Annotated in this window: 19 protein-coding genes; 6 read left to right on the top strand and 13 right to left on the bottom strand. The window is 72.6% G+C overall.

Annotated elements, in window-relative coordinates:
* Positions 1-141 precede the first annotated feature (141 nt).
* From IE275_RS19245 to IE275_RS19220, 6 genes are all read right to left on the bottom strand, one after another.
* Positions 142-309, bottom strand: a complete 168-nt coding sequence (locus tag IE275_RS19245) for a daptide-type RiPP (RefSeq protein WP_189712594.1) — start codon at positions 307-309, stop codon at positions 142-144.
* 22 nt (positions 310-331) lie between these two features.
* Positions 332-1600, bottom strand: coding sequence for a daptide-type RiPP biosynthesis aminotransferase (gene mpaD / locus IE275_RS19240; RefSeq protein ID WP_189712550.1), 1269 nt, complete (start codon positions 1598-1600; stop codon positions 332-334).
* Positions 1597-2433: a daptide-type RiPP biosynthesis methyltransferase gene (gene mpaM, locus IE275_RS19235; protein WP_189712549.1), complete on the bottom strand. Its 837-nt coding sequence runs from the start codon at positions 2431-2433 to the stop codon at positions 1597-1599. The genes mpaD and mpaM overlap by 4 nt, the downstream gene beginning before the upstream one ends.
* The gene (gene mpaB / locus IE275_RS19230; RefSeq protein WP_189712548.1) at positions 2430-3461 is read right to left on the bottom strand and encodes a daptide biosynthesis RiPP recognition protein; all 1032 of its coding nucleotides are present in this window, start codon (positions 3459-3461) and stop codon (positions 2430-2432) included. The genes mpaM and mpaB overlap by 4 nt, the downstream gene beginning before the upstream one ends.
* Before the next feature lie 55 nt (positions 3462-3516).
* Positions 3517-4479, bottom strand: a complete 963-nt coding sequence (locus IE275_RS19225; protein WP_189712547.1) for an LLM class flavin-dependent oxidoreductase — start codon at positions 4477-4479, stop codon at positions 3517-3519.
* A gap of 134 nt (positions 4480-4613) precedes the next feature.
* On the bottom strand, positions 4614-5015 hold the full coding sequence (locus IE275_RS19220) for a hypothetical protein (RefSeq protein WP_189712546.1): 402 nt from the start codon (positions 5013-5015) through the stop codon (positions 4614-4616).
* Between the two features lie 276 nt (positions 5016-5291).
* Here IE275_RS19220 and IE275_RS19215 point away from each other — a divergent pair, with 276 nt between their 5' ends.
* Complete coding sequence (locus IE275_RS19215) at positions 5292-6269, top strand: helix-turn-helix transcriptional regulator (protein WP_189712545.1); 978 nt, start codon at positions 5292-5294, stop codon at positions 6267-6269.
* Between the two features lie 147 nt (positions 6270-6416).
* Complete coding sequence (gene hemB, locus IE275_RS19210) at positions 6417-7409, top strand: porphobilinogen synthase (RefSeq protein WP_189712544.1); 993 nt, start codon at positions 6417-6419, stop codon at positions 7407-7409.
* Positions 7410-7429: 20 nt separating this feature from the next.
* Here the strand turns inward: hemB and IE275_RS19205 are convergent, their stop codons facing one another.
* On the bottom strand, positions 7430-8134 hold the full coding sequence (locus IE275_RS19205; protein ID WP_189712543.1) for a DUF4232 domain-containing protein: 705 nt from the start codon (positions 8132-8134) through the stop codon (positions 7430-7432).
* A gap of 187 nt (positions 8135-8321) precedes the next feature.
* Here IE275_RS19205 and IE275_RS19200 point away from each other — a divergent pair, with 187 nt between their 5' ends.
* Positions 8322-9668, top strand: a complete 1347-nt coding sequence (locus tag IE275_RS19200) for a helix-turn-helix domain-containing protein (RefSeq protein ID WP_229870361.1) — start codon at positions 8322-8324, stop codon at positions 9666-9668.
* Here IE275_RS19200 and IE275_RS19195 read toward each other — a convergent pair.
* Positions 9665-9886: a hypothetical protein gene (locus IE275_RS19195; protein WP_189712541.1), complete on the bottom strand. Its 222-nt coding sequence runs from the start codon at positions 9884-9886 to the stop codon at positions 9665-9667. The two genes, IE275_RS19200 and IE275_RS19195, sit on opposite strands and share 4 nt — an antisense overlap.
* Positions 9887-10106: 220 nt before the next feature.
* Between IE275_RS19195 and IE275_RS19190 the strand changes: the two genes are divergently transcribed.
* Complete coding sequence (locus IE275_RS19190) at positions 10107-11369, top strand: aminotransferase-like domain-containing protein (protein ID WP_189712540.1); 1263 nt, start codon at positions 10107-10109, stop codon at positions 11367-11369.
* Between the two features lie 10 nt (positions 11370-11379).
* Here the strand turns inward: IE275_RS19190 and IE275_RS19185 are convergent, their stop codons facing one another.
* On the bottom strand, positions 11380-12162 hold the full coding sequence (locus IE275_RS19185) for a DUF4253 domain-containing protein (protein ID WP_189712539.1): 783 nt from the start codon (positions 12160-12162) through the stop codon (positions 11380-11382).
* A 250-nt stretch (positions 12163-12412) separates the two neighbouring features.
* Here IE275_RS19185 and IE275_RS19180 point away from each other — a divergent pair, with 250 nt between their 5' ends.
* Positions 12413-13555, top strand: a complete 1143-nt coding sequence (locus tag IE275_RS19180; protein WP_189712538.1) for an outer membrane protein assembly factor BamB family protein — start codon at positions 12413-12415, stop codon at positions 13553-13555.
* Positions 13556-13565: 10 nt separating this feature from the next.
* Here IE275_RS19180 and IE275_RS19175 read toward each other — a convergent pair whose 3' ends face one another.
* Both IE275_RS19175 and argS read right to left on the bottom strand, forming a co-directional pair.
* Positions 13566-13721, bottom strand: a complete 156-nt coding sequence (locus IE275_RS19175) for a hypothetical protein (RefSeq protein WP_189712537.1) — start codon at positions 13719-13721, stop codon at positions 13566-13568.
* Between the two features lie 83 nt (positions 13722-13804).
* Positions 13805-15574 carry an arginine--tRNA ligase gene (gene argS, locus IE275_RS19170; RefSeq protein ID WP_189712536.1) on the bottom strand — a complete coding sequence of 590 codons (1770 nt, stop codon included), beginning with the start codon at positions 15572-15574 and terminating at the stop codon, positions 13805-13807.
* Between the two features lie 139 nt (positions 15575-15713).
* Between argS and lysS the strand changes: the two genes are divergently transcribed.
* A complete protein-coding gene (lysS, locus tag IE275_RS19165; protein WP_189712535.1) occupies positions 15714-17456 on the top strand; it encodes a lysine--tRNA ligase in 1743 nt (580 codons plus the stop codon).
* 61 nt (positions 17457-17517) lie between these two features.
* On the opposite strand, the gene IE275_RS19160 is transcribed toward lysS, so the two are convergent.
* Together IE275_RS19160 and IE275_RS19155 are read right to left on the bottom strand one after the other, a co-directional pair.
* Positions 17518-18870 (bottom strand): DUF2637 domain-containing protein, encoded by a 1353-nt coding sequence (locus IE275_RS19160; RefSeq protein WP_189712534.1) that lies wholly within the window; start codon positions 18868-18870, stop codon positions 17518-17520.
* Between the two features lie 76 nt (positions 18871-18946).
* Positions 18947-19882, bottom strand: coding sequence for a DUF3558 domain-containing protein (locus tag IE275_RS19155; protein ID WP_189712533.1), 936 nt, complete (start codon positions 19880-19882; stop codon positions 18947-18949).

Genomic DNA, 19882 nt, shown 5'->3' with positions numbered 1-19882 from the left:
CGGATACGGGGTGGAGAGGGGTGGGATACGGTGGGGCGACCTGCCTCGGCCCAGCTCATTCCTTTGCCGGAAGTGGGGCCGAGGCGGGCTTGTCCGCGGGTCGGCGGCGGGTTCGGCGGCGGGCTGTCCGGGGGTGCGGGATCAGGTCGCGACGACGACCGAGACGCTGACCGCGGTGCCGATCGAGACACCGGTCCAGAAGCCGGGGGACTCCAGGGCCTCCAGTTCCTGCATCTCCAGCTCGGTGGCGTCGGTGGAGAACTCCTCGGTGGCGAACTGCTGTTCGATCTTCGGGTTCTGCTGGTTCATGGCGAATCTCCTTGGCGGACGGTCAGCGGTGGGTGGCCGGAGCGGCGGTGGGAACGAGGGAGTCGAGGCCGGACTCCACGCAGGTCATCAACTCGTCGACCTCGGCGTCGGAGTACGTCAGGGACGGCACGAGCTGGATGCCGGCGGGGCCGGGGTGGACGATGGCGCCGGCCCTGCGGACCGCGCCGACCAGATGGGCCACGCCGGGCGGCGAGAGCCGGTGTCCGCCGGGTCCGCCGATCCGCAGGGTGCGGAAACAGCCCCGGCCGGACGCGCCGGTGACCAGCGGGTGCCGGGCGACGAGGTCGGTGATCGCGTCGTCCAGGCGGGCGGCGACCCGGCGGCCGGCGACCACCGCGTCCAGGCGGTGCATCTCGGCGATGGCCGCGCTGACGGCCGCCGCCGGCACGGAACTTCCGCCCTGGGTCTCGGCGTGCGTGAGGATCGCGTCGTGCTCGGTGAAGGCGTCGGCGATCTCCTGGGAGAAGACGACGGCCGAGGCGGGGCAGGTGCCGTTGGTCAGGCCCTTGGAGGACAGCAGCACATCGGGCTGCCCCGGCCAGCTCTGCGAGGCGAAGAAGGTGCCGGTGCGGCCGAAGCCGGTGGCGACCTCGTCGGCGACCAGCAGGAACCCGGTCTCGTCGCGCAGCCGCACGAGTGCGGCGAGGTACTCGTCGGTGAGCGGGATCGTCCCGGTGCCGAGCACCGGCTCCACCACGACCGCCGCGATCTGCTGCCCGCTGCGGGCGATCAGGGCCGTCAGCTCGTCGACGTCGTTGGGTGTGACGTGCCGGATCAGACGCTGGTCGACGCCGTAGACCCGCTGGCCGAGGTCCTCGCCGGTGAGGGCGAAGCCGCCGAAGGTCAGGCCGTGGAAGCTGCCGCGCAGGGCGACCACGAGGTTGCGCCGCGGGTGGCCCTTGAGGGCGTGGTAGTGGCGGACGAGCTTCATCGCGGCGTCGTTGGCGACGCCTCCGCCGGAGGAGAGCAGCACCCGGCCGTAGTGCCCGGGTCCGCAGACCTGGAGCAGATCGTCGGCGGCCTTGCGGGCGTAGGTGTTCTCGAAGCGGAAGGAGTGCAGGTAGGAGCCGGTGGCGGCGGCCTCGGCGACGGCGGCGGCGATCGCCCGGTTGCCGTAGCCGATGTTGACGTTCCACAGGCCGCTGTCGGCGTCGAGGACCTCGCTGCCGTCGGCGAAGGTGATGCGGTGACCGCGGGCGCTCACCGCGCAGTCGGCGTCCTTGCCGTGGGCACTCGGCGGGATCAGGTAGGGCCACAGGGCGCTGCTCATCGGGCGGACACCGCCTTCAGCAGCGTCACCCGGTGGCGGTCGCCCATGCCGGTCAGCGGCCGGCGTCCGGCGATCGTGAGCCCGGCCTCGGCGAGTTCGGCCTCGATGGCGGCGATGCTCATCGTGCCGACCTCGTCGACGCAGACGGTGACGGGACCGTCCGCGGCCTTCCCGGGCGCCCCGGTCGCCTCGGACCCGGTCTCCACCGGCGCGATGGTCACGTGGCGGACCGCGGCGCCGGCCGGCCAGTACTCGTACAGGTCGTACGCGGTGCCGCTCGCGCCCCGGACCCGGGAGTGCACCTCGGTGGGCGCGTCGTCGTCGGCGCGTTCCATCACGGAGACCAGGAACCGTCCGCCGGGGGCGAGGTGGGCGGCCACCGACCGGTACAGGCCGGCCCGGCCCGCCTCGTCGAGGAGCGAGAGGGAGGTGGTGCCGAGGACGATGTGGCCGAAGGCGCGGCGCAGGTCGAAGGCGGCCATGTCGCCCTGGACGACCGTGCAGCGCTCACGCATCGGGCGCGGGGCCTTGGCGAGCCGGGCCCGCAGCAGGTCCAGCATGTCGGCGGACAGGTCGAGGGCGGTGACCTCGCGTCCGGTGGCCAGCAGCGGGAGGGTGAAGCGGCCGGCTCCGGCGGCCAGGTCGAGGACGGGGCCCTCGGCTCCGGTGCGTACGGCGGAGACGATGTCGCCGATCTCGAAGCCGTCGGCGGCGGCGAGGTCGTCGTAGACGGGGGCGCCGAGCGTGTCGTAGAGGCCGCAGAGCCGGGCGCGGTCGCCGAGGGCGGTGACGCGCTCACCGCCGAGGCCGGGCGGGAGGGTGAGGGTGGTCATCGGGCACCTGCCGGTGTGCGGGTGTCGGGGACGGGCAGGCCGCGGTCGGTGAAGAAGGCGCGGACCTGGTCCAGGACATGGACGGGGAGCCGGTCGGGGGCGGAGGTCAGCAGGCTCTCGACGGCGGCGGCGAAGGAGTGGCCCACGGCGAACGCCCGGCCGCCGGCCACGACGTAGGCCTGTTCGGTGTTCCACAGGACCAGCGGGAGCGAGGGGTCGCGCAGATCGGCGTCGCCGTCGGACGTGCCGCCGAGCCGGTGGCCGAAGCCGGAGACCTTCAGGCCGCCGACGTCCTGCGAGGTCAGCGCCCGCAGGGCCTGCACGGCGGCCAGGTAGCGGCCGAGGAAGGGACGGGTCTGGAGGGCCGCGGTGCGCGCCTCCTCCGGGACGGCGGCGCCCAGACTCACCGCGCACGGTGCCTCGCTGGCCGCGTTGACGTGCTCGTAGCGGGTGACGAGGGTGGCCATGTCGTCGGCGACCGTGCCCAGCGGGGAGCCGGACGGCGAGGTGGAGACCCGGCCGTCCGGGTCGACGTACAGGCGCAGGGCGGGGCCGTCGGCGGTGCGCGGGCCGCCGAGGGCGGCGGTGTCGGCGAGCAGGACCGCCGGGGTGATCAGGAAGTCGGGGAAGACGCCCTCGTGCAGGGCGCGGTCGGCGTCGGCGACGAAGGCCGAGAAGTCCTCAAGGCCGAACACCCGGACGACGGTCGGGCCGAGCACGGACATGTACGCGCTGGACGCGTAGTCCTGGGTCTGGAGGTAGAAGTCCTCGCCGAGGGCGAAGTCCACGCCGGGATCGCGCAGCGAGCCGCCGTAGGGGACCGTGCCGCCGGTCGCCTCTCCCGCGCCGGTCTCCGGCACGAAGACGAGGGTGCCGGGGCCGGTGAGGTGGCCGACGGCGTCCCGGTGACGGGCGTCGGCCAGGACGATCGTGGCGATCGAGGTCTCGGGGACACCGGACGGCCGGCGGCCGCCCGAACCCCACGACATGATGTGTTCCTTCGCGCGTCTGCGCGTGGCTGTGTCCATGACGGTGTGGTCCTCGGGTACGGGGTGTGGGGTCTGGGGTGCGGAGTGCGGGGCGTCAGACGGCGGTGCGGAGGATCTCCGTGAGGTCGCCGATCGCCTCCTGGGTGCCGAACATCTTGTTGACGCCCGTGGCGTTGAGGACGATCTCGTCGACGCCGGCCTGCCGGTACTCGTCGAGCCGCTTGACGACCGTGTCGAGGTCACCGGTGACGAAGGCGCCCACGTCGACCGCGCCCCGCGCGATCGCGTGCGGGTCCTGTCCCGCGGTCTCGACGCCGGCCCGCCGGAGCATGTCCAGGTAGTGCGGGGCCTGAAGGTGCGCGTAGTTGCTCGCCAGCGCGAGCCGTTCGGGTGCGGTGCCCTCGCGTTCCAGGCCCACCGGGACCATGGCGACGATGCGCGGCCGGTCGGTGCGGCCGGCCCTCGCCATGCCCTCCTCGACGGCGGGCAGCAGCACCTCGCGCAGATAGGAGGGCGGGGTCAGCCAGGTGATCACCGTGTCGGCGATCTCGCCGGCCAGCCGGGCCATTCCGGGCCGCAGCACACCGAGTCCGACGTCCACACGGGGTGCGGCGGCCGGCGCGAGCTGTGCCTGGAAGGTGTACTCGGGGCCGTCCATGTGCACCAGCTCGCCGTCCAGCAGCCGGCGCACGGCCGTCAGATACTGCCGGGCCACGGCCAGCGGCTTCTCGTACGGGGCTCCCAGCAGGTTCTCCTGGAAGGCGGGCGCGCCGGGGCCGAAGCCGGCGATCACCGGATGGCCGGTGGCCAGGGCGACGGAACGGGCCTGGTTGGCGGCCTCGAAGGGGTGCCGCAGCGGCATCAGCGTGACCCCGAACCCGACCGGGACCCGGAAGCCGGCTCCGGCCGCCCCGACGAAGGTCTGGTGGGGCTCCAGGAGCATCGACTGTCCCTGCCAGAGCCGCACGGCGGGCGTCCAGTTCACCAGACCCGCGAACGGCAGCGCCTGTTCGAGGCGGCGCGGCACGAACGGGACAAGAACCGAATATTCCGTCATGGCGGCTTATATCTCTCTCGTGTGCGGGCAGGGCTGTGCCCGGGAGACGGGATTTCTCTGAAGGGGTGCGCCGGCTCCGCGGAGGCGGGGCGGCGGGCCTTGGTCAGGGGCCCGCCGTCAGGGGCGGGTGCGGCTCAGACGCCGGGCTTCGGGGCGGGCCGACCCGGGTTGGGGTCGGCCGGCATGACGCCCCAGTCGTGGTTGCCGTCGAGGGTGTCGACGACCGGGCCCAGGATGTCCGGCAGCGTGGGGAGACCGGGCAGGGCCGGCAGGGTCGGCTTCCCGGGCAGGTGCGGCAGCTGCGGCAGGGTCGGCAGCCCGCCGGAGACAGAAGCGGAGGCAGAGGCAGAGGCAGAGGCAGAGGCGGCGGTGACGGAGGCGGCGGCCGTCCGGCCGGACGCGGGTCCCGCCTCGGCGGCGTGGGCCGCGCCCTGCGCCGTCAGCGTCAGGACGCCGGTGGCGGCCAGGGTCGCGGCGGCGCGGAGGCCGGTGCGGACGAGACGAGCGGTTGTGGAGCCGGCGACAGAGCGGTTCACGTTTTTCCCCCTGAAGTGCGAATGGTTCTGTTCTGCCTGCAAGTCGGCCGTTCTCTTGCGGTCTTGCCTCCTTGCGAGAACAACTCTGCCGTCCCCGGCCCCCGTGCAGGAGGCGAAGATCGTGCAACTTGCTGCGGCCCGCCGGTGCCGTTTCCTGCACCGGGGCCGGGCAACGCGTCGGGGCCGCGAGAACGCCGCACGGGCGTGGCGGAACGAAAGACACCCGAGGTATCTCTAGTGACGAGATCGACAACGCGACGTGCGCGGGGGGAAAACATGGCGCGACCGAGTCTGCAGTTCCTGGGCGTCGGCAGAGAGGAGGAGGCTTCCTACCGACGGCTGCTGCGATGCGGCGCGACGGATCCCGGCCAGGCCGTCCCCGACGACGTCCCCGCGGACATCGCCGACCACCTCGTGGAACTCGGCATCGTCACCCGCACCCACACGGGGGCGCTGCGCCCGGTGCCGCCCGCCCGCGCGGTGGAGCGGCTCATCGAGCGGCGGCTGGACCGGCTGCGGGGCGAACTGGAGGACGCGGCGGAGGCCGACGGCATCGTCGACTCGCTCCGCAAGGAACGGGAACCGGCCGGCGCGCCGCCCCCGGTGCCGTCCGACGCGCCGACCGTGCAGCAGATCGAGGGCATGGAGGCCGTCCGGGCGGTGATCGACGAGCTCACCTTCTTCGCCCGCACCGAGAGCCTCACCACCAACCCGACGGGCATCATCACCCCCGAGTCCGCGGACTTCTCACGCCCCATCGACCTCAGGATCCTGCGCCGCGGCGTGCGGATGCGCACGCTGATGGCGGCTCCCGCGCTCGACGACCCGACCACCCTGTCGTATCTGCGGGAGCTGTCCGCGAAGGGCGCGGAGATACGGATCTCCCACCAGCCCCTGGAGCGGATGATCATCTGCGACCGGCACGCGGCGCTCACGCCCATCGACCCGGCGGACACCTCCAAGGGTGCCCTCCTCACCCGCGAACCCGGGCTCGTCGCCACGCTGGTCACCCTGTTCGACCGGATGTGGGCGATGGCCCAGGAACTGCCCGGCCAGGACGACGAGCTGCTCAGCGAGATCGAGCGCCGCATCCTGCGGGCCCTCTACGACGCGGACAAGGACGAGAGCGGCGCCCGTGACCTCGGGATCTCGGTGCGGACGTACCGCAAGCACGTGGCGTCCCTGATGACCCGGCTGCACGCGGGCAATCGCTTCCAGGCGGCACTGCTGGCGCGCGAGCGGGGCTGGTTCTAGGGGGCGTCTCCCGGGGACGTGGGGGTGGTGCCGGGGCGGTGTCGGGGTGACGCGCCCGGGGCGGCTCCGGGGCAGCCGGGGGAAGGCCGGGGGAGGCCGACGGTTCGTCGGCAAAGGGGCTGCCGGGACGGGCGTAGCGTAGGTGGCATGACGAAGTACGGTTCCTTTCCCGGTACGCGTCCCCGGCGACTGCGCACCACCCCCGCGATGCGGCGCATGGTCGCCGAGACCCGGCTGCACCCGGCCGACTTCATCCTCCCCGCCTTCGTGCGGGAGGGCGTGAGCGAGCCGGTGCCGATCCAGGCGATGCCCGGTGTGGTGCAGCACACCCGGGACAGCCTGAAGAAGGCCGCGCTGGAGGCCGTGGAGGCCGGGGTCTCCGGGATCATGCTCTTCGGGGTGCCGGAGGAGTCGAAGAAGGACGCGTTCGGCACGCCCGGCACCGACCCGGAAGGGATCCTCCAGGTCGCCCTGCGCGATGTGCGGGCCGAGGTCGGCGACGACCTGCTCGTCATGTCCGACCTGTGCCTGGACGAGACCGTGGACCACGGCCACTGCGGCGTCCTGGACGCCCAGGGCCGGGTGGACAACGACGCGACCCTGGAGCGGTACGCCGAGATGGCGCAGGTCCAGGCCGACGCCGGCGCCCATGTCGTGGGCCCCAGCGGGATGATGGACGGCCAGATCGGCGTCGTCCGCGACGCCCTCGACCAGATCGGCCGGGAGGACGTCTCGATCCTCGCCTACACCGCGAAGTACTCCTCCGCGTTCTACGGCCCCTTCCGGGAGGCCGTCGGGTCCTCGCTCCAGGGCGACCGCAAGACCTACCAGCAGGACCCGGCCAACCTCCGCGAGTCGATGCGGGAGCTGGCGCTGGACCTGGAGGAGGGCGCCGACATGGTCATGGTCAAGCCGGCCGGCCCCTACCTCGACGTCCTGGCCCGGGTCGCCGAGGCCGTGGACGTGCCGGTCGCCGCGTACCAGATCTCCGGCGAGTACTCGATGGTCGAGGCCGCCGCCGAGAAGGGCTGGGTCGACCGCGACCGGGCGATCTTCGAGACGCTGACCGGCATCAAGCGGGCCGGGGCGCGGAACATCCTGACGTACTGGGCGACGGAAGCGGCGCTGAAGCTCCGCTAGGCCCTGTCGACTCAGAACCCCTACCAGGACAGGGCGTCGTCCGCGTCCTGCTGCCAGTACGTCACCGTCAGGGAGCTGTCGTAGTAGACGCCCCCGGCCGGCAGGGCCGGGGTGGCCGAGGCGCCGCCGCTGCTGTTCGGCGTCATGCCCTGGAAGGCGACGGTGAGCTTCTCGGCGGTCTGTCCGCCGTCGCCGCTTCCGTCGGCGGCGGACAGCAGGACGCCCGCGTACCCGGACTCGCCCGGCGCGAGGGTCGTCACCGCCTGCGGGTGGGTCTCCTCGGCGGCCTGCGGCACCCACTGCATCTCGTCGAAGCGCAGCACCGGGTAGTAGGTCAGATCGCAGGTCCTGCTTCCGGTGTTGGTCACGGTGAGCAGCATGTGGTTGAGCGGGCGGCTGAGCGACTGTGCGGTGACCTTGGTGTTCGAGCCGTTGCACAGGACGCGGGTCGCGGCGTCGGAGGCGCCGGGGGCCTTGGCGTCGGGGGTCTTGGCGCCGGAGGTCCCGGAGGTCCCGGTGCCGGAGGAGCCCTTCGAGCCGGTGGTGTTCTCGGACGCCCCGGCGCTGCCGTCGGCCGCCGGCTTCGCGGGCGGTGTCGTCACGGACGACGCGGGAAGCGCCGACGCCCCCTCGTCCCTCGTGCCCGTCCCGTTCTCGCACGCGGTGAGGGCGAGGGCGGTCAGTGCGGTGAGGGCGAGCAGGTGGCGGGTGCGGCGGATACGCATCGTGAAGTCCTCTTCCGTGGTGCCGTGTTGCGGCGGTGTCCTTGGTCGGTCAAAGCTTGTGACCGCATCCGTCCCGGCCGCCACGACCGGCGGACGATCAGGGACACTGGAACGCCCGTAACGGGACTGAGCTGGGAAAACACACCATCCCTGGAACGCCGGGATGGGACATGGGGGTGGAGGAACGGTGTCGGCGACCGACTTCGCGGAGCTGCTGCGACATCTGAAGGCGCGCTCCGGGCTGAGCTACGGGACGCTCGCGAAACGCCTTCACATGAGTACGTCGACGCTGCACCGCTACTGCAACGGGGACGCGGTGCCCACGGACTACGCGCCGGTGGAGCGCATGGCCCGCCTCTGCAAGGCGGCCCCGGAGGAACTCGTCGAACTGCACCGGCGCTGGGTGCTCGCGGACGCGGGGCGGGGCAAGAAGGGGAGCCCGGCCGAGTCCGCCCCCGAGCCGACCGCGCAGGAGAGCGGGAGCGAGAGCGAGAGCAAGAGGGAGAGGGAGAGGGAGAAGGGTCGGGAGACGGAGCGGGCCGAGGAGACGGAGCGGGCCGAGGACACGGAGGTCGTCGTGAGTACGGCCGGCGGTGGGCAACCCCCGCGCACCCGCCGCCCGTTGTTCCTCGCCGGTGTCGGTGCCGCGGTCGCCCTCGGCTCCGTGGCGCTCGCCCTGGCCCTCGTCCTTCCGGGCGGTGGCACGGACGACGACGGCGGCGCCAAAGGCTCCGTGGGGGCGGCGTCCGCGCAGGGGCGGGGTGAGCGGGGCGGCTCGCCGTCCGCCTCGGCCTCCCCCTCGCCGACCGCGACCGGGACCCCGTCCGGCTCCGCCTCCCCCTCGTCCGCCTCGTCGCCCTCCGCGTCCGCCGCCGGTTCCGCCGGGTCCGACACCGCGGCCGAGGGTTCCGGCACGGCCGTCCCGCTGACGGTCACCATCCGCCCGTACGCCTGGGAAAGTCCCTGCGGGCAGCACTACCTGATCCGGCAGGGACCGGGGGAGGTCAGCCCGCCGCCGGTCGAGCCGGACGCGCCGGCCTGGGTCTCCCGGCACGGGGCCGTGTCGGCGGGGGAGCAGTACCTGGAACTGACGGTGCAGGGGCGGGGCGCCGAGACCGTGGTCGTGGACAGCCTGACGGTCCGTACGGTGGCCGTGCGCTCCCCGCTCGCCTGGAACGACTACGCCATGGGCTACCCGGGCGTCGGCTGCGGCGGCAGTGTGCCGACGCGCGCCTTCTCGGTCGCCCTGGACGCGGCGCGCCCGGCGCTGGTGCCCGAGGCGGGGCACCGGGACTTCCCGTTCACGGTGAGCGAGTCCGACCCGGAGGTCTACTACGTGACCGCCGACGCCTCCGCGTACGACGTGAGCTGGTATCTGGAGCTGTCCTGGTCCAGCGGCTCACGGCGGGGCACGCTGAGGATCGACGACGAGGGCAGGCCGTTCCGCACCAGCGGCGACAACGGGCGCCCGGCCTACGAGTTCCCGCTCGGCGGTTCCGCCTGGCAGCGGGCGGGAGCCTCCGCGACGCCTTAGGAACCGCTGCCGCTACCGCTGTCGGCGCCGGTGCTGCCGGCGGGTTCGCCGTCGGCGCCGGTCGACGTGCTGTTCCCCGACGGCCCCTCGTCGCGCAGGCCCTCGCCGTCGTGGCACGCGGTGAGGGTGAGCGCGGCGACGGCGGTCAGCGCGGCGGCCAGCAGCCGGACGCGGCGGCGGACCGGAACGGCGGTTGCGGGAGTGGGGCGTGGGGACATGCGGCAAGCCTCGGTCGTCCCGCCTCCGGCCGGCCACCTCCGGCGCCCGACTCGGGACGCGGATCCGGTCCCGTGCCCTGTGACCTGCGCCGACATCGCATCCCTGGGACGCGGTACGGGACGGGCGACCGGTGTACGGGCGGCGGGCGCGCGGGCCGCGGTGGTGTCCGTATGCCGAAAAGCCAGGTGTAGACGGCACGTATCTCTCTATGGTGCGGCCATGACACCCGCATCCGCGCCCGCATCCGCATCCGCGCACGCGTCCGCCGCCACCGCGACCGCCGTCCCGGCCTCCCCGTCCAGCCCCGTCCCCCCGCTGGCCGACCGGGTCCGGACGACCGGTGGTTCGCCGGTGCGGGACATCCTCGCCGTCACCGCCCGCCCCGAGGTGATCAACTTCGCGGGCGGGCTGCCCGCTCCGGAGCTGTTCGACCGCGAGGGGGTCGCGGACGCGTTCCGGCACGTGCTGGAGGAGGCCCCGGCCCAGGCCCTCCAGTACGCCACGACCGAGGGAGAGCCGGCGCTGCGCGAGCGGCTGGCGGCGCGTGTCACGGCCCGCGGCCTGCCGACCGACGCCGACGACCTGCTCGTCACCACCGGCTCCCAGCAGGCCCTGTCGCTGCTGGCGACCGCTCTCGTCGACCCCGGCGACACCGTCCTGGTCGAGGAGCCCTGCTATCTGGCCGCCCTCCAGGCCTTCGGTCTGGCCGGGGCCCGGATCGTCGCCGTCCCCGGGGACGCGGACGGCCCGGACCCGGACGCCCTCGCCGCACTCGTCGCCCGCGAACGCCCCAAGCTCCTCTACACCGTCCCCACCTTCCAGAACCCCACCGGCCGTACCCTGCCCGCCGGGCGCCGCGCCGCGCTCGCCGCCGTCGCCGCCCGGCACGGCCTGTGGATCGTCGAGGACGACCCCTACGGCGAACTCCGCTACGACGGCGAGCACGTCCCCTGGATCGCCGCCCACCCCGGCGCCCGCGACCGCACCGTCCTGCTCGGCTCCTTCTCCAAGGTGATGGCCCCCGGCCTGCGGCTGGGCTGGCTGCGCGCCCCGGCGGAGCTGCGCCGCGCCTGCGCCGTCGCCAAGCAGGCCGCCGACCTGCACACGCCGACCGTCAACCAGCTCGCGGCGGCCCGCTATCTGGACGTCCGCGACCTGGACGCCCATGTGCGGCGGGTGGCGGCGGTGTACCGGGAGCGGCGCGACGCGATGCTCGCCGGCCTGCCGGACGCCCTGCCGCAGGGGTCGGTGTGGAACAGCCCGGACGGCGGCATGTTCCTCTGGGCCCGGCTGCCGGAGTCGTACGACACCACGGCCCTGCTGCCGCAGGTGCTGCGGCAGGACGTGGCGTACGTCCCCGGCGCTCCCTTCTACGCCGGTGAGCCCGACCGTTCGACGCTGCGGCTGTGCTTCGTGACGCAGACGCCCGAGGAGATCGGGGAGGGCCTGCGAAGGCTGGGCAAGGGGCTGCTCGGCCGGTAGCGGGCCGGGGTCAGTCCCACCAGAAGGACCAGGAGCGCTCGCCGACGAGCCGCCGCGCGTACCCGCTCAGGCTGTACGGGGCGCTCTGCTCGATGTTGTCCGGGCAGAACGCGAAGTGCTCCGCCGCCAGGGACTCGGCGGCGGCGAGCGTGGTGGGCGGGGCGGCCACGGAGATCACGAGGACGTCGAAGCCGAGGGCGACGACCCGTATGCCGAAGCGGTCCTCCCAGGAGCGCAGCACGGCAGAGAGACGGGCCACGTCGTTCTCGTGGTTCACCGGGCCGGACCAGCCGACGGCGGCCGGGATGTCGGCGGAGCGGCGGGCCGGCACCAGGGCCAGGTGCGGATCCGTGAACCAGACCGGTCCCGCGGTCAGGGAGTCGGCGACCTCGGTGGCCCGTACGTCCGGATCGGCGACCAGGGCGCAGGCGTCGGCCAGTCCCGGCCACGCCTCGGACGGGTCCTCGCCCCAGAACTCCGCGAGCACCTCCTCGGCGTCGTGGTCCCCGGGGTAGGACGTCTCACCGGGCATCAGGTCCCAGTTCTGCGGCCCGCCCTGATCGCTGCCGAGGTCGATCAGAACCGGCAGCAGCCCCGCGCGTGCCGCCGGAGAGCCCAGCGCCGCCCAGGTGCCCGGCGCGGCCCCCTTGTCGGCGTGCCAGAGCAGCGGTTCGTGCCACGGGTCGTCCTCGCCGGTCGTGTCGATCAGTCGCCCCGGAGGGAGCCGCAGCCCCAGGGAACGCCCGCTCGGATCGGACGCGAGCTTCGGCAGCGGATTGGGAAGAGTCGCCATGCCGGTGACTGTAGGGGCAGGCACTGACAGTGCGGGATGCCATGATCGAAGGGAGCGGCGGGAACGCCGCCGACACGCGTACGGGGGTACACGCATGGGACGCCGAACGGCATCCGCACTGGGCATACTGGCCGCGCTCGGACTGCTCACGGCCTGCGGGGGAGGCGGGTCCGGGGACGCGGACACCCCGGACGGCGGTGCGGGGCCCGGGACTTCGGCCTCACCGGCGGCCAAGTCCTACGATCCGCCCGTGACGTTCGAGGATCCCGGAGCCCAGCACATCGTGGGCGGCGCCCTGGACGACGAGGCGTGGAACGTCCGGCTGGACGGCACCACCGCGTACGCCGTCTCCGACGGGGGGGTCAGGGCGGTGAGCGCCCTCGACGGCCGGCGGCTGTGGAGCGTGAAGCCGCAGGGCGAGCCCACCGAGGACGCCGACCACGGCGCCGGCTCGGTGTCCCGGCCGGTCTTCGCGCAGATCGACGGGAAGCGGGCCCTGCTGGCGGCCTTCGCGGTGACCGCCCCCGGCTCCGGCACCACACCCGACCGGCCCCTCGTCGAGGTCACCGCCCTCGACCCGGGCACCGGCAAGCGCCTGTGGACGACGACCGTGCAGCGCCCGGGCAGCCGGGAGCAGGGCGATCCGGTCCTCGTCGGAGCCAACGCGGACACCGCGGTGATCCGGCTGGGCGACGACCGTCACGCCTCGTCCGTCGGCGTCGCCCTCGGCACCCACAAGGCGGCCTGGACGGCCGAGGGGTTCGCCGCGAAGTTCGTCGACACGGGCGTGACCGTCGGCCTCGCCGACGCCAACGGCGAGACGGACGGCGGGATCTCCGTCCAGGGAGTCGGCCTGGCCGACGGCAAGCCCGCCTGGACGTACGACGGCCCGGAACTCCTCGGCGCCACGCTGGCCCCCGTGGGTGTCGGTGCCGGTGTGTTCACGGCCGATCTGGACCCCCGCGCGTACGACGAGCGGGACGGCGCCGTCCTGCTGACCGCCTCGACGGGCCGCCCGCCGGCCTCCTACGGCTCCGCCAGGACGGCCGGGCTCTCCTCCCTCACCTGCCTGTGGGACGAGCGGGGCACGACGGTCTGCGCGTCCACCGCCCGGGAGAACGGCCACAAGCGGGTCTTCGCCCTCGACACCACCTGGAAGGAACTCTGGTCGATCGAGGAGGGCGACGGCACGGACCGCCTGGTCCCCGAGATCTCCACGGCCTGGCACGGCGCCGTCTACGGCGGGACGGAGAACGGCCCCGTGATCCTCGACGCCCGCACCGGCGAGGACCGGGCGGCGGACGGCGGGATCACGCCCTTCGCCGTGAGCGCCTACGCGGGACTGGTACGGACACCGGCGGCCGGGATCGAGGCGTACCGGGCGATCGGCTGAGCGTCCGCCGTCAGCGGGACTTCCGGGCCCATGGACGGTGGGCCAGCCAGATGCCCAGGCCGATGAGCGGAAGCACCACGAGCGCCGGGATCACCACACCGGCCACCCCGATCAGCAGCATGCCGTACAGGGCCTCGCCCACCGTCGGATCGTCCGCGCCGCCCACCGACTCTCCTCGCACTCGCGTTCCCCGCCTTCGCAGGGGGGACGCGCGAGCGCGAGGAGCCGGTTCCGTGCGCGGGTAAGGCGTCAGAGCCTCTCGGGCGTCCTGATGCCCAGCAGGGTCATGCCCTGGTGGAGCGTGCGGCCCGTCAGGTCGCACAGGAAGAGGCGGTTCTCCGCGACCTCCTGCGCCGGCGCCGGCTTGATCACCGGGCACTGGTCGTAGAACGTCGTGTAGAGCGAGGCCAGTTGGTACAGGTACGCCGCCAGCTTGTGCGGGGCGTACTCGGCCGCGACCTCGTCCAGCGTCTCCCCGAACCGGTCCAGGTGCAGACCCAACGCGCGCTCCGCCGGGGCGAGTTCGAGCTCCGGGTGGGCCAGCGGCGTACGGTCGCCCGCCTTGCCGAAGATCGACCGGATCCGGGCGTACGCGTACTGGAGGTACACGGACGTGTCGCCGTTCAGCGACACCATCTGGTCGAGGTCGAACTTGTAGTCCCGCACGGCGGAGGTGGAGAGGTCCGCGTACTTCACGGCGCCGATGCCGACGTACCGGCCGTTCTCCTCGATCTCCCGCTCGCTCAGGCCCACCTTCTCGGCCTTCTCCCGCACGACGGACGTGGCCCGGTCGATCGCCTCGTCCAGGAGGTCCACCAGCCGGACCGTCTCGCCCTCACGCGTCTTGAACGGCTTGCCGTCCTTGCCCAGCACCGTGCCGAAGGCGAGCTGGTGGGCCTTGACGTCGTCGTTCAGCCAGCCGGCCCTGCGCGCGGTCTCGAAGACCATCTTGAAGTGCAGGGACTGCCGGGCGTCCACGACGTAGATCAGGCTGTCGGCCTTCAGGTTGAAGACACGGTCCCGGATCGCGGACAGGTCGGTGGCCGCGTAGCCGTACCCGCCGTCCGACTTCTTCACGATCAGCGGGACCGGGTTGCCGTCCGGGCCCTTCACGTCGTCGAAGAAGACGCAGAGCGCGCCGTCCGAGCGGACCGCCACGCCCGACTCCTCCAGGAGGCGGCAGGTCTCGTCCAGCATGTCGTTGTAGCCGGACTCGCCGACCACGTCGGGGTCGCGGATCTCCATGTCCAGCTTGTCGAAGACCGAGTAGAAGTAGATCTTCGACTCGTCCACGAACTTCTGCCACATGGCCAGCGTCTCCGGCTCGCCCGCCTGGAGGTCCACCACCCGGCGCCGCGCACGCGTCTTGAACTCCTCGTCGGAGTCGAAGAGCGACCGCGCCGCCTTGTAGAGGCGGTTCAGGTTCGACATGGCCTCCTCGCCGGAGACCTCGCCGCCCTTGTGGTCCAGCTCGTGCGGGTGCTCGATCAGGTACTGGATGAGCATGCCGAACTGGGTGCCCCAGTCGCCGATGTGGTGCCGGCGCACGACGGACTCACCGGTGAACTCCAGGATCTGCACCACCGCGTCACCGATCACCGCGGACCGCAGATGACCGACGTGCATCTCCTTGGCCACGTTCGGCTGCGCGTAGTCGATCACCGTGGTGCCCGGGTGCTCCGCGAGGGGCACCCCGAGGCGCTCGCCGTCCGCGTACCGCTCCGCCAGGTTCTCCACGATCGCCCGGTCGGTGAGCGTGATGTTCAGGAAGCCGGGCCCGGAGACCTCGACGTCCTTGATCAGGCCACCCGACTCGACCCGGGAGACGACCTGCGTCGCCAGCTCGCGCGGGTTCGCCTTCGCCTTCTTGGCCAGGGCCAGGATCCCGTTGGCCTGGAAGTCGGCCCGGTCGCTTCGTCGCAGCAGCGGGTCGGCTCCGGCGGCCTCCGGCAGGGTGGCCGAGAGGGCGGACGCGAGATGCTGCGCGACGGAGTGGCTGAGGGACGTGACCGAGGCCATAGGAGTGGGTGCCGTTCTCCTCGTGGGGATGGATAGACAGGCCCAGTATCCCACGGGGGGTAAAGCGGTTTTCCCGGGCGCGGGGTGGTCTGGGAGAATGGGCGCACATCAATCCCAGCCTTCAGAACACACAGAGGACGTGCCGATCGTGGCTCAGAGCCCGGAGACCACCGACTGGGTCTCCCGTTTCGCGGATGAGGTCATCGAGGAGTCGGAGCGCCGGGCCCCGGGCAAACCGGTCGTCGTCGCGTCCGGTCTCTCCCCGTCCGGGCCCATCCACCTGGGCAACCTCCGCGAGGTCATGACCCCGCACCTGGTCGCCGACGAGATCCGCCGCCGGGGCCACGAGGTCCGCCACCTGATCTCCTGGGACGACTACGACCGCTACCGCAAGGTGCCCGCCGGCATCGCGGGCGTCGACGGCTCCTGGGCCGAGCACATCGGCAAGCCGCTGACCTCCGTCCCGGCCCCGGCCGGCTCGCCGCACCCGAACTGGGCCGAGCACTTCAGGTCCGCGATGGTCGAGTCGCTGGCCGAGCTGGGCGTGGAGTTCGACGGGATCAGCCAGACGGAGCAGTACACCACCGGCGTCTACCGCGAGCAGATCCTGCACGCCATGCGCCACCGCGGTGACATCGACGCGATCCTCGACCAGTACCGCACCAAGAAGGCCCCGGCGAAGAAGCAGCAGCAGAAGCCGCTCGACGAGGCCGAGCTGGAGGCCGCCGAGGGCTCCGGCGCCGCGGCAGAGGACGACGGCAGCTCCGGCTCCGCCGGGTACTTCCCGTACAAGCCGTACTGCGGCAACTGCGCGAAGGACCTGACGACCGTCACCTCCTACGACGACGACACCACCGAGCTGACGTACACCTGCACGGTGTGCGGCTTCTCCGAGACCGTCCGGCTGAACGAGTTCAACCGCGGCAAGCTCGTCTGGAAGGTCGACTGGCCGATGCGCTGGGCCTACGAGGGCGTGATCTTCGAGCCCTCCGGCGTCGACCACTCCTCCCCGGGATCGTCGTTCCAGGTCGGCGGCCAGATCGTCGGCATCTTCGGCGGTACGCAGCCCATCGGGCCCATGTACGCCTTCGTGGGCATCAGCGGCATGGCCAAGATGTCCTCGTCGCGCGGCGGTGTGCCCACCCCCGCCGACGCGCTGAAGATCATGGAGCCGCAGCTCCTGCGCTGGCTGTACGCCCGCCGCCGCCCCAACCAGTCCTTCAAGATCGCCTTCGACCAGGAGATCCAGCGGCTCTACGACGAGTGGGACAAGCTCGACGCCAAGGTCGCCGAAGGCTCCGTCCTGCCCGCCGACGCCGCCGCGCACTCCCGCGCGGTGCGCACCGCCGCCGGTGAGCTGCCGCGCACCGTACGGCCGCTGTCGTACCGGACGCTCGCGTCCGTCGCCGACATCACCGCCGGGCACCAGGACCAGGCACTGCGGATCCTGAGCGACCTCGACCCCGAGAACCCGCTCGCCACGCTCGACGAGGCCCGGCCCCGGTACGACAAGGCCGAGGCCTGGATCAACACGCACGTCCCCGCCGACCAGCGGACCATCGTGCGCCAGGAGCCCGACGCCGAACTGCTGAAGTCCCTCGACGAGGCCTCCCAGCAGTCCCTGCGGCTGCTCCTCGACGGTCTCGCCGGGCACTGGTCGCTCGACGGGCTCACCCACCTCGTGTACGGCGTCCCCAAGGTGCAGGCCGGGTTCTCCGCCGACGCCACGCCCAAGGAACTGCCGGCCGAGATCAAGACCGCCCAGCGGACGTTCTTCGCGCTGCTGTACCACCTGCTCGTCGGCCGCGACACCGGCCCCCGGCTGCCCACGCTGCTGCTGGCCGTGGGCCAGGAGCGGGTACGGGCCCTGCTCGGGGAGTAGGACGCCCGGACACGAGGAGGGGGCGCCCGGTGCTGCACCGGGCGCCCCCTCCTCGTACGCGTCACGCGATGTGGTCCTCCTCCAGCTCCGCCGCGTGGCGGTTCTGGAAACGCATGACCATACGCTTGGCCTCGGCGTCCCCGACGGGGGCGCCGTAGGTCGCCTCCACGTTGTCGCTGAACTGGCTCGGGGTCGGGTAGCTGCCGTTGATCGACTGCTTGAAGACCTGGTAGTAGGCCTCCTCGTCCGGCTCCAGGACCGGAGTGCCGCCGCCCTCGCCCAGTTCACGCGTGCGGTTCGGGCCCACCGGGATGGGGAACGTGCCGGTCTCCTCCGGGCCGGGTTCCTGGCCCGGCACCGGGGGCTCCTCCTCGTACTGCTCGCGGTACTCGTCGGCCTGCTGCTGCTCCTCGTACCACTGGGCGTACTGCTCCGAGGGGTCGTAGGTGGGGTCGTAGCCGCCGTGGTACTCGACCGCGGCCGGAGTGCCCTGGAACCAGGGGCTCTGCTCCGGGCCCTGCTGCTGCGGCTGCCCGGGGTACTGCTGACCGCCGGGGTAGGGGCGCTGCTCGCCCTGCGGCACCGCCTGCCGCGCGGCGGGCACGGCGCCGGCGGTGTTCGGGCCGAGGGCCATGGCGCCGGGCCCGGCCGGTGCCGCGGGCAGCTCGGCTGCCGTCGCCGACGGCAGCTGCTGCTGGTGCGCGGCCGCGGGCAGGACCGCCGGCTCTATGCCCGCGGCAGCCAGGCCCGCCGGGGCCGTCTCCGCCAGGGGGACGCCGTAGCGCGCCAGGCGCAGCGGCATCAGGGACTCGACCGGGGCCTTGCGGCGCCAGGCCCGGCCGAACCGCGAGCGGAGCCTGGCCTGGTAGACGAGACGTTCCTGCTCCAGCTTGATGACCTGATCGTAGGAGCGCAGCTCCCACAGCTTCATCCGGCGCCACAGGAGGAACGTGGGCAGGGGGGAGAGCAGCCACCGGGTGAGGCGGACGCCCTCCATGTGCTTGTCGGCGGTGATGTCGGCGATCCGGCCGATCGCGTGCCGGGCGGCCTCGACGGCCACCACGAACAGGATCGGGATCACCGCGTGCATCCCCGTGCCCAGCGGGTCCGGCCAGGCGGCGGCGCCGTTGAAGGCGATCGTGGCCGCCGTCAGCAGCCACGCCGTCTGGCGGAGCAGCGGGAACGGGATGCGGATCCACGTCAGCAGCAGATCCAGGGCCAGCAGGACACAGATGCCCGCGTCGATGCCGATCGGGAACACATAGCTGAAGTTCCCGAAGCCCTTTTGGATCGCCAGCTCGCGGACGGCCGCGTACGAACCTGCGAAGCCGATGCCGGCGATGACGACGGCGCCGGCCACGACCACACCTATGAGAATGCGGTGCATCCGTGTCAGCTGGATTGGCGCGGCCACCCGTACTCCCCTCCCAGTGCATGCTGTTGCGCGGAACAGGGTGGCACATGTGTGCGGCGGACGTGTTGCCGGATCGTCAGCTCTTCACGGAGGAGGACGTCGACGTGGACTTCGACGAGGTCTTCGAAGCGGTCGCCTTCGGGGTCTTCGAGGGTGTCGCGGAGGACGACTTCGAGGACGACTTCGAGGGGGACGGGCTCGTCGACGAGGTGCCCGAACTGCCGCCGGTGCCTTCGCCGTTGGCCGACCGCACCGAGTCCACGACCTCCTTGGCGGCCTTCTTCGCGGCGGCCGTCAGGGTGTCCGCGGAGGGGGTCTTCTCGCCCGCCAGACCGGCACCGTTGTAGTCGAGCGTGACGACGACATTCTCGACGAGGGCGACGACCGTCTGCTGCTTGAAGGCGCCCTCCTTCTTCTTCAGGTCGTACCGCACCACGGTCGCCTGGTCGCCGGTCCCGGTCACCGGTTCCGACTTCGTGTTCTTCGCACCCGAGACGGTCTGGGCGGTCTTGACCTGCTTCGCGAAGTACGTCTGCGCCTGCGACTCGCCGCTGCCGCCCGCCTCGTCCGAATCGAAGCGCAGCAGCGAGACGTTCAGCCAGCGGAACTGCGAGCCGTCCACGCCGTTGTTGTCCAGGCTCGACCAGGAGCAGCTGTTGCGGGACTCGGTGTCGCTGGAGGTGCCCTCCTTGCCGGAGGTCCCCTTCGGCACCAGGTCGGTCAGCGTCTTCTTCCCCAGCACCTTGCACGCGTCGGGCAGCGTGGCGTACGCGGCGGCCTGGACGGTCGGCGAGGGGCTCTCGGCGCCGCCTGCGGAGGCCGCGGCGTCCTGCGCGTCGTCGCCCGGAGCAGAGTCGGAGCCGGAGTCCGAGGAGCAGGCCGCGGCGAACACCATCACGGGGACCGCGAGCGCGGCTGCGAGAACGCGGTTCAGGCCTCCCCTCCCGGTCGCTCGCTCGGCACGCTGCTGGTCGTCTCGCTGGGCTCGTCGCTGCATGGTTCCTTCACTCAT

Source organism: Streptomyces phaeofaciens (assembly GCF_014648915.1).
GTDB classification, from domain to species: Bacteria; Actinomycetota; Actinomycetes; order Streptomycetales; family Streptomycetaceae; genus Streptomyces; species Streptomyces phaeofaciens.
The sequence above is the reverse complement of the archived record's forward strand: the minus strand, read 5'-3'. Positions and strand labels throughout refer to the sequence as shown.

What these genes read in the sequence shown, in the direction of transcription:
- IE275_RS19245 (WP_189712594.1), bottom strand. Translation starts at nt 309, where the DNA reads ATGAACCAGCAGAACCCGAAGATCGAACAGCAGTTCGCCACCGAGGAG.
- mpaD (WP_189712550.1), bottom strand. Translation starts at nt 1,600, where the DNA reads ATGAGCAGCGCCCTGTGGCCCTACCTGATCCCGCCGAGTGCCCACGGC.
- mpaM (WP_189712549.1), bottom strand. Translation starts at nt 2,433, where the DNA reads ATGACCACCCTCACCCTCCCGCCCGGCCTCGGCGGTGAGCGCGTCACC.
- mpaB (WP_189712548.1), bottom strand. Translation starts at nt 3,461, where the DNA reads ATGGACACAGCCACGCGCAGACGCGCGAAGGAACACATCATGTCGTGG.
- IE275_RS19225 (WP_189712547.1), bottom strand. Translation starts at nt 4,479, where the DNA reads ATGACGGAATATTCGGTTCTTGTCCCGTTCGTGCCGCGCCGCCTCGAA.
- IE275_RS19215 (WP_189712545.1), top strand. Translation starts at nt 5,292, where the DNA reads ATGGCGCGACCGAGTCTGCAGTTCCTGGGCGTCGGCAGAGAGGAGGAG.
- hemB (WP_189712544.1), top strand. Translation starts at nt 6,417, where the DNA reads ATGACGAAGTACGGTTCCTTTCCCGGTACGCGTCCCCGGCGACTGCGC.
- IE275_RS19205 (WP_189712543.1), bottom strand. Translation starts at nt 8,134, where the DNA reads ATGCGTATCCGCCGCACCCGCCACCTGCTCGCCCTCACCGCACTGACC.
- IE275_RS19195 (WP_189712541.1), bottom strand. Translation starts at nt 9,886, where the DNA reads ATGTCCCCACGCCCCACTCCCGCAACCGCCGTTCCGGTCCGCCGCCGC.
- IE275_RS19190 (WP_189712540.1), top strand. Translation starts at nt 10,107, where the DNA reads ATGACACCCGCATCCGCGCCCGCATCCGCATCCGCGCACGCGTCCGCC.
- IE275_RS19185 (WP_189712539.1), bottom strand. Translation starts at nt 12,162, where the DNA reads ATGGCGACTCTTCCCAATCCGCTGCCGAAGCTCGCGTCCGATCCGAGC.
- argS (WP_189712536.1), bottom strand. Translation starts at nt 15,574, where the DNA reads ATGGCCTCGGTCACGTCCCTCAGCCACTCCGTCGCGCAGCATCTCGCG.
- IE275_RS19155 (WP_189712533.1), bottom strand. Translation starts at nt 19,882, where the DNA reads ATGAGTGAAGGAACCATGCAGCGACGAGCCCAGCGAGACGACCAGCAG.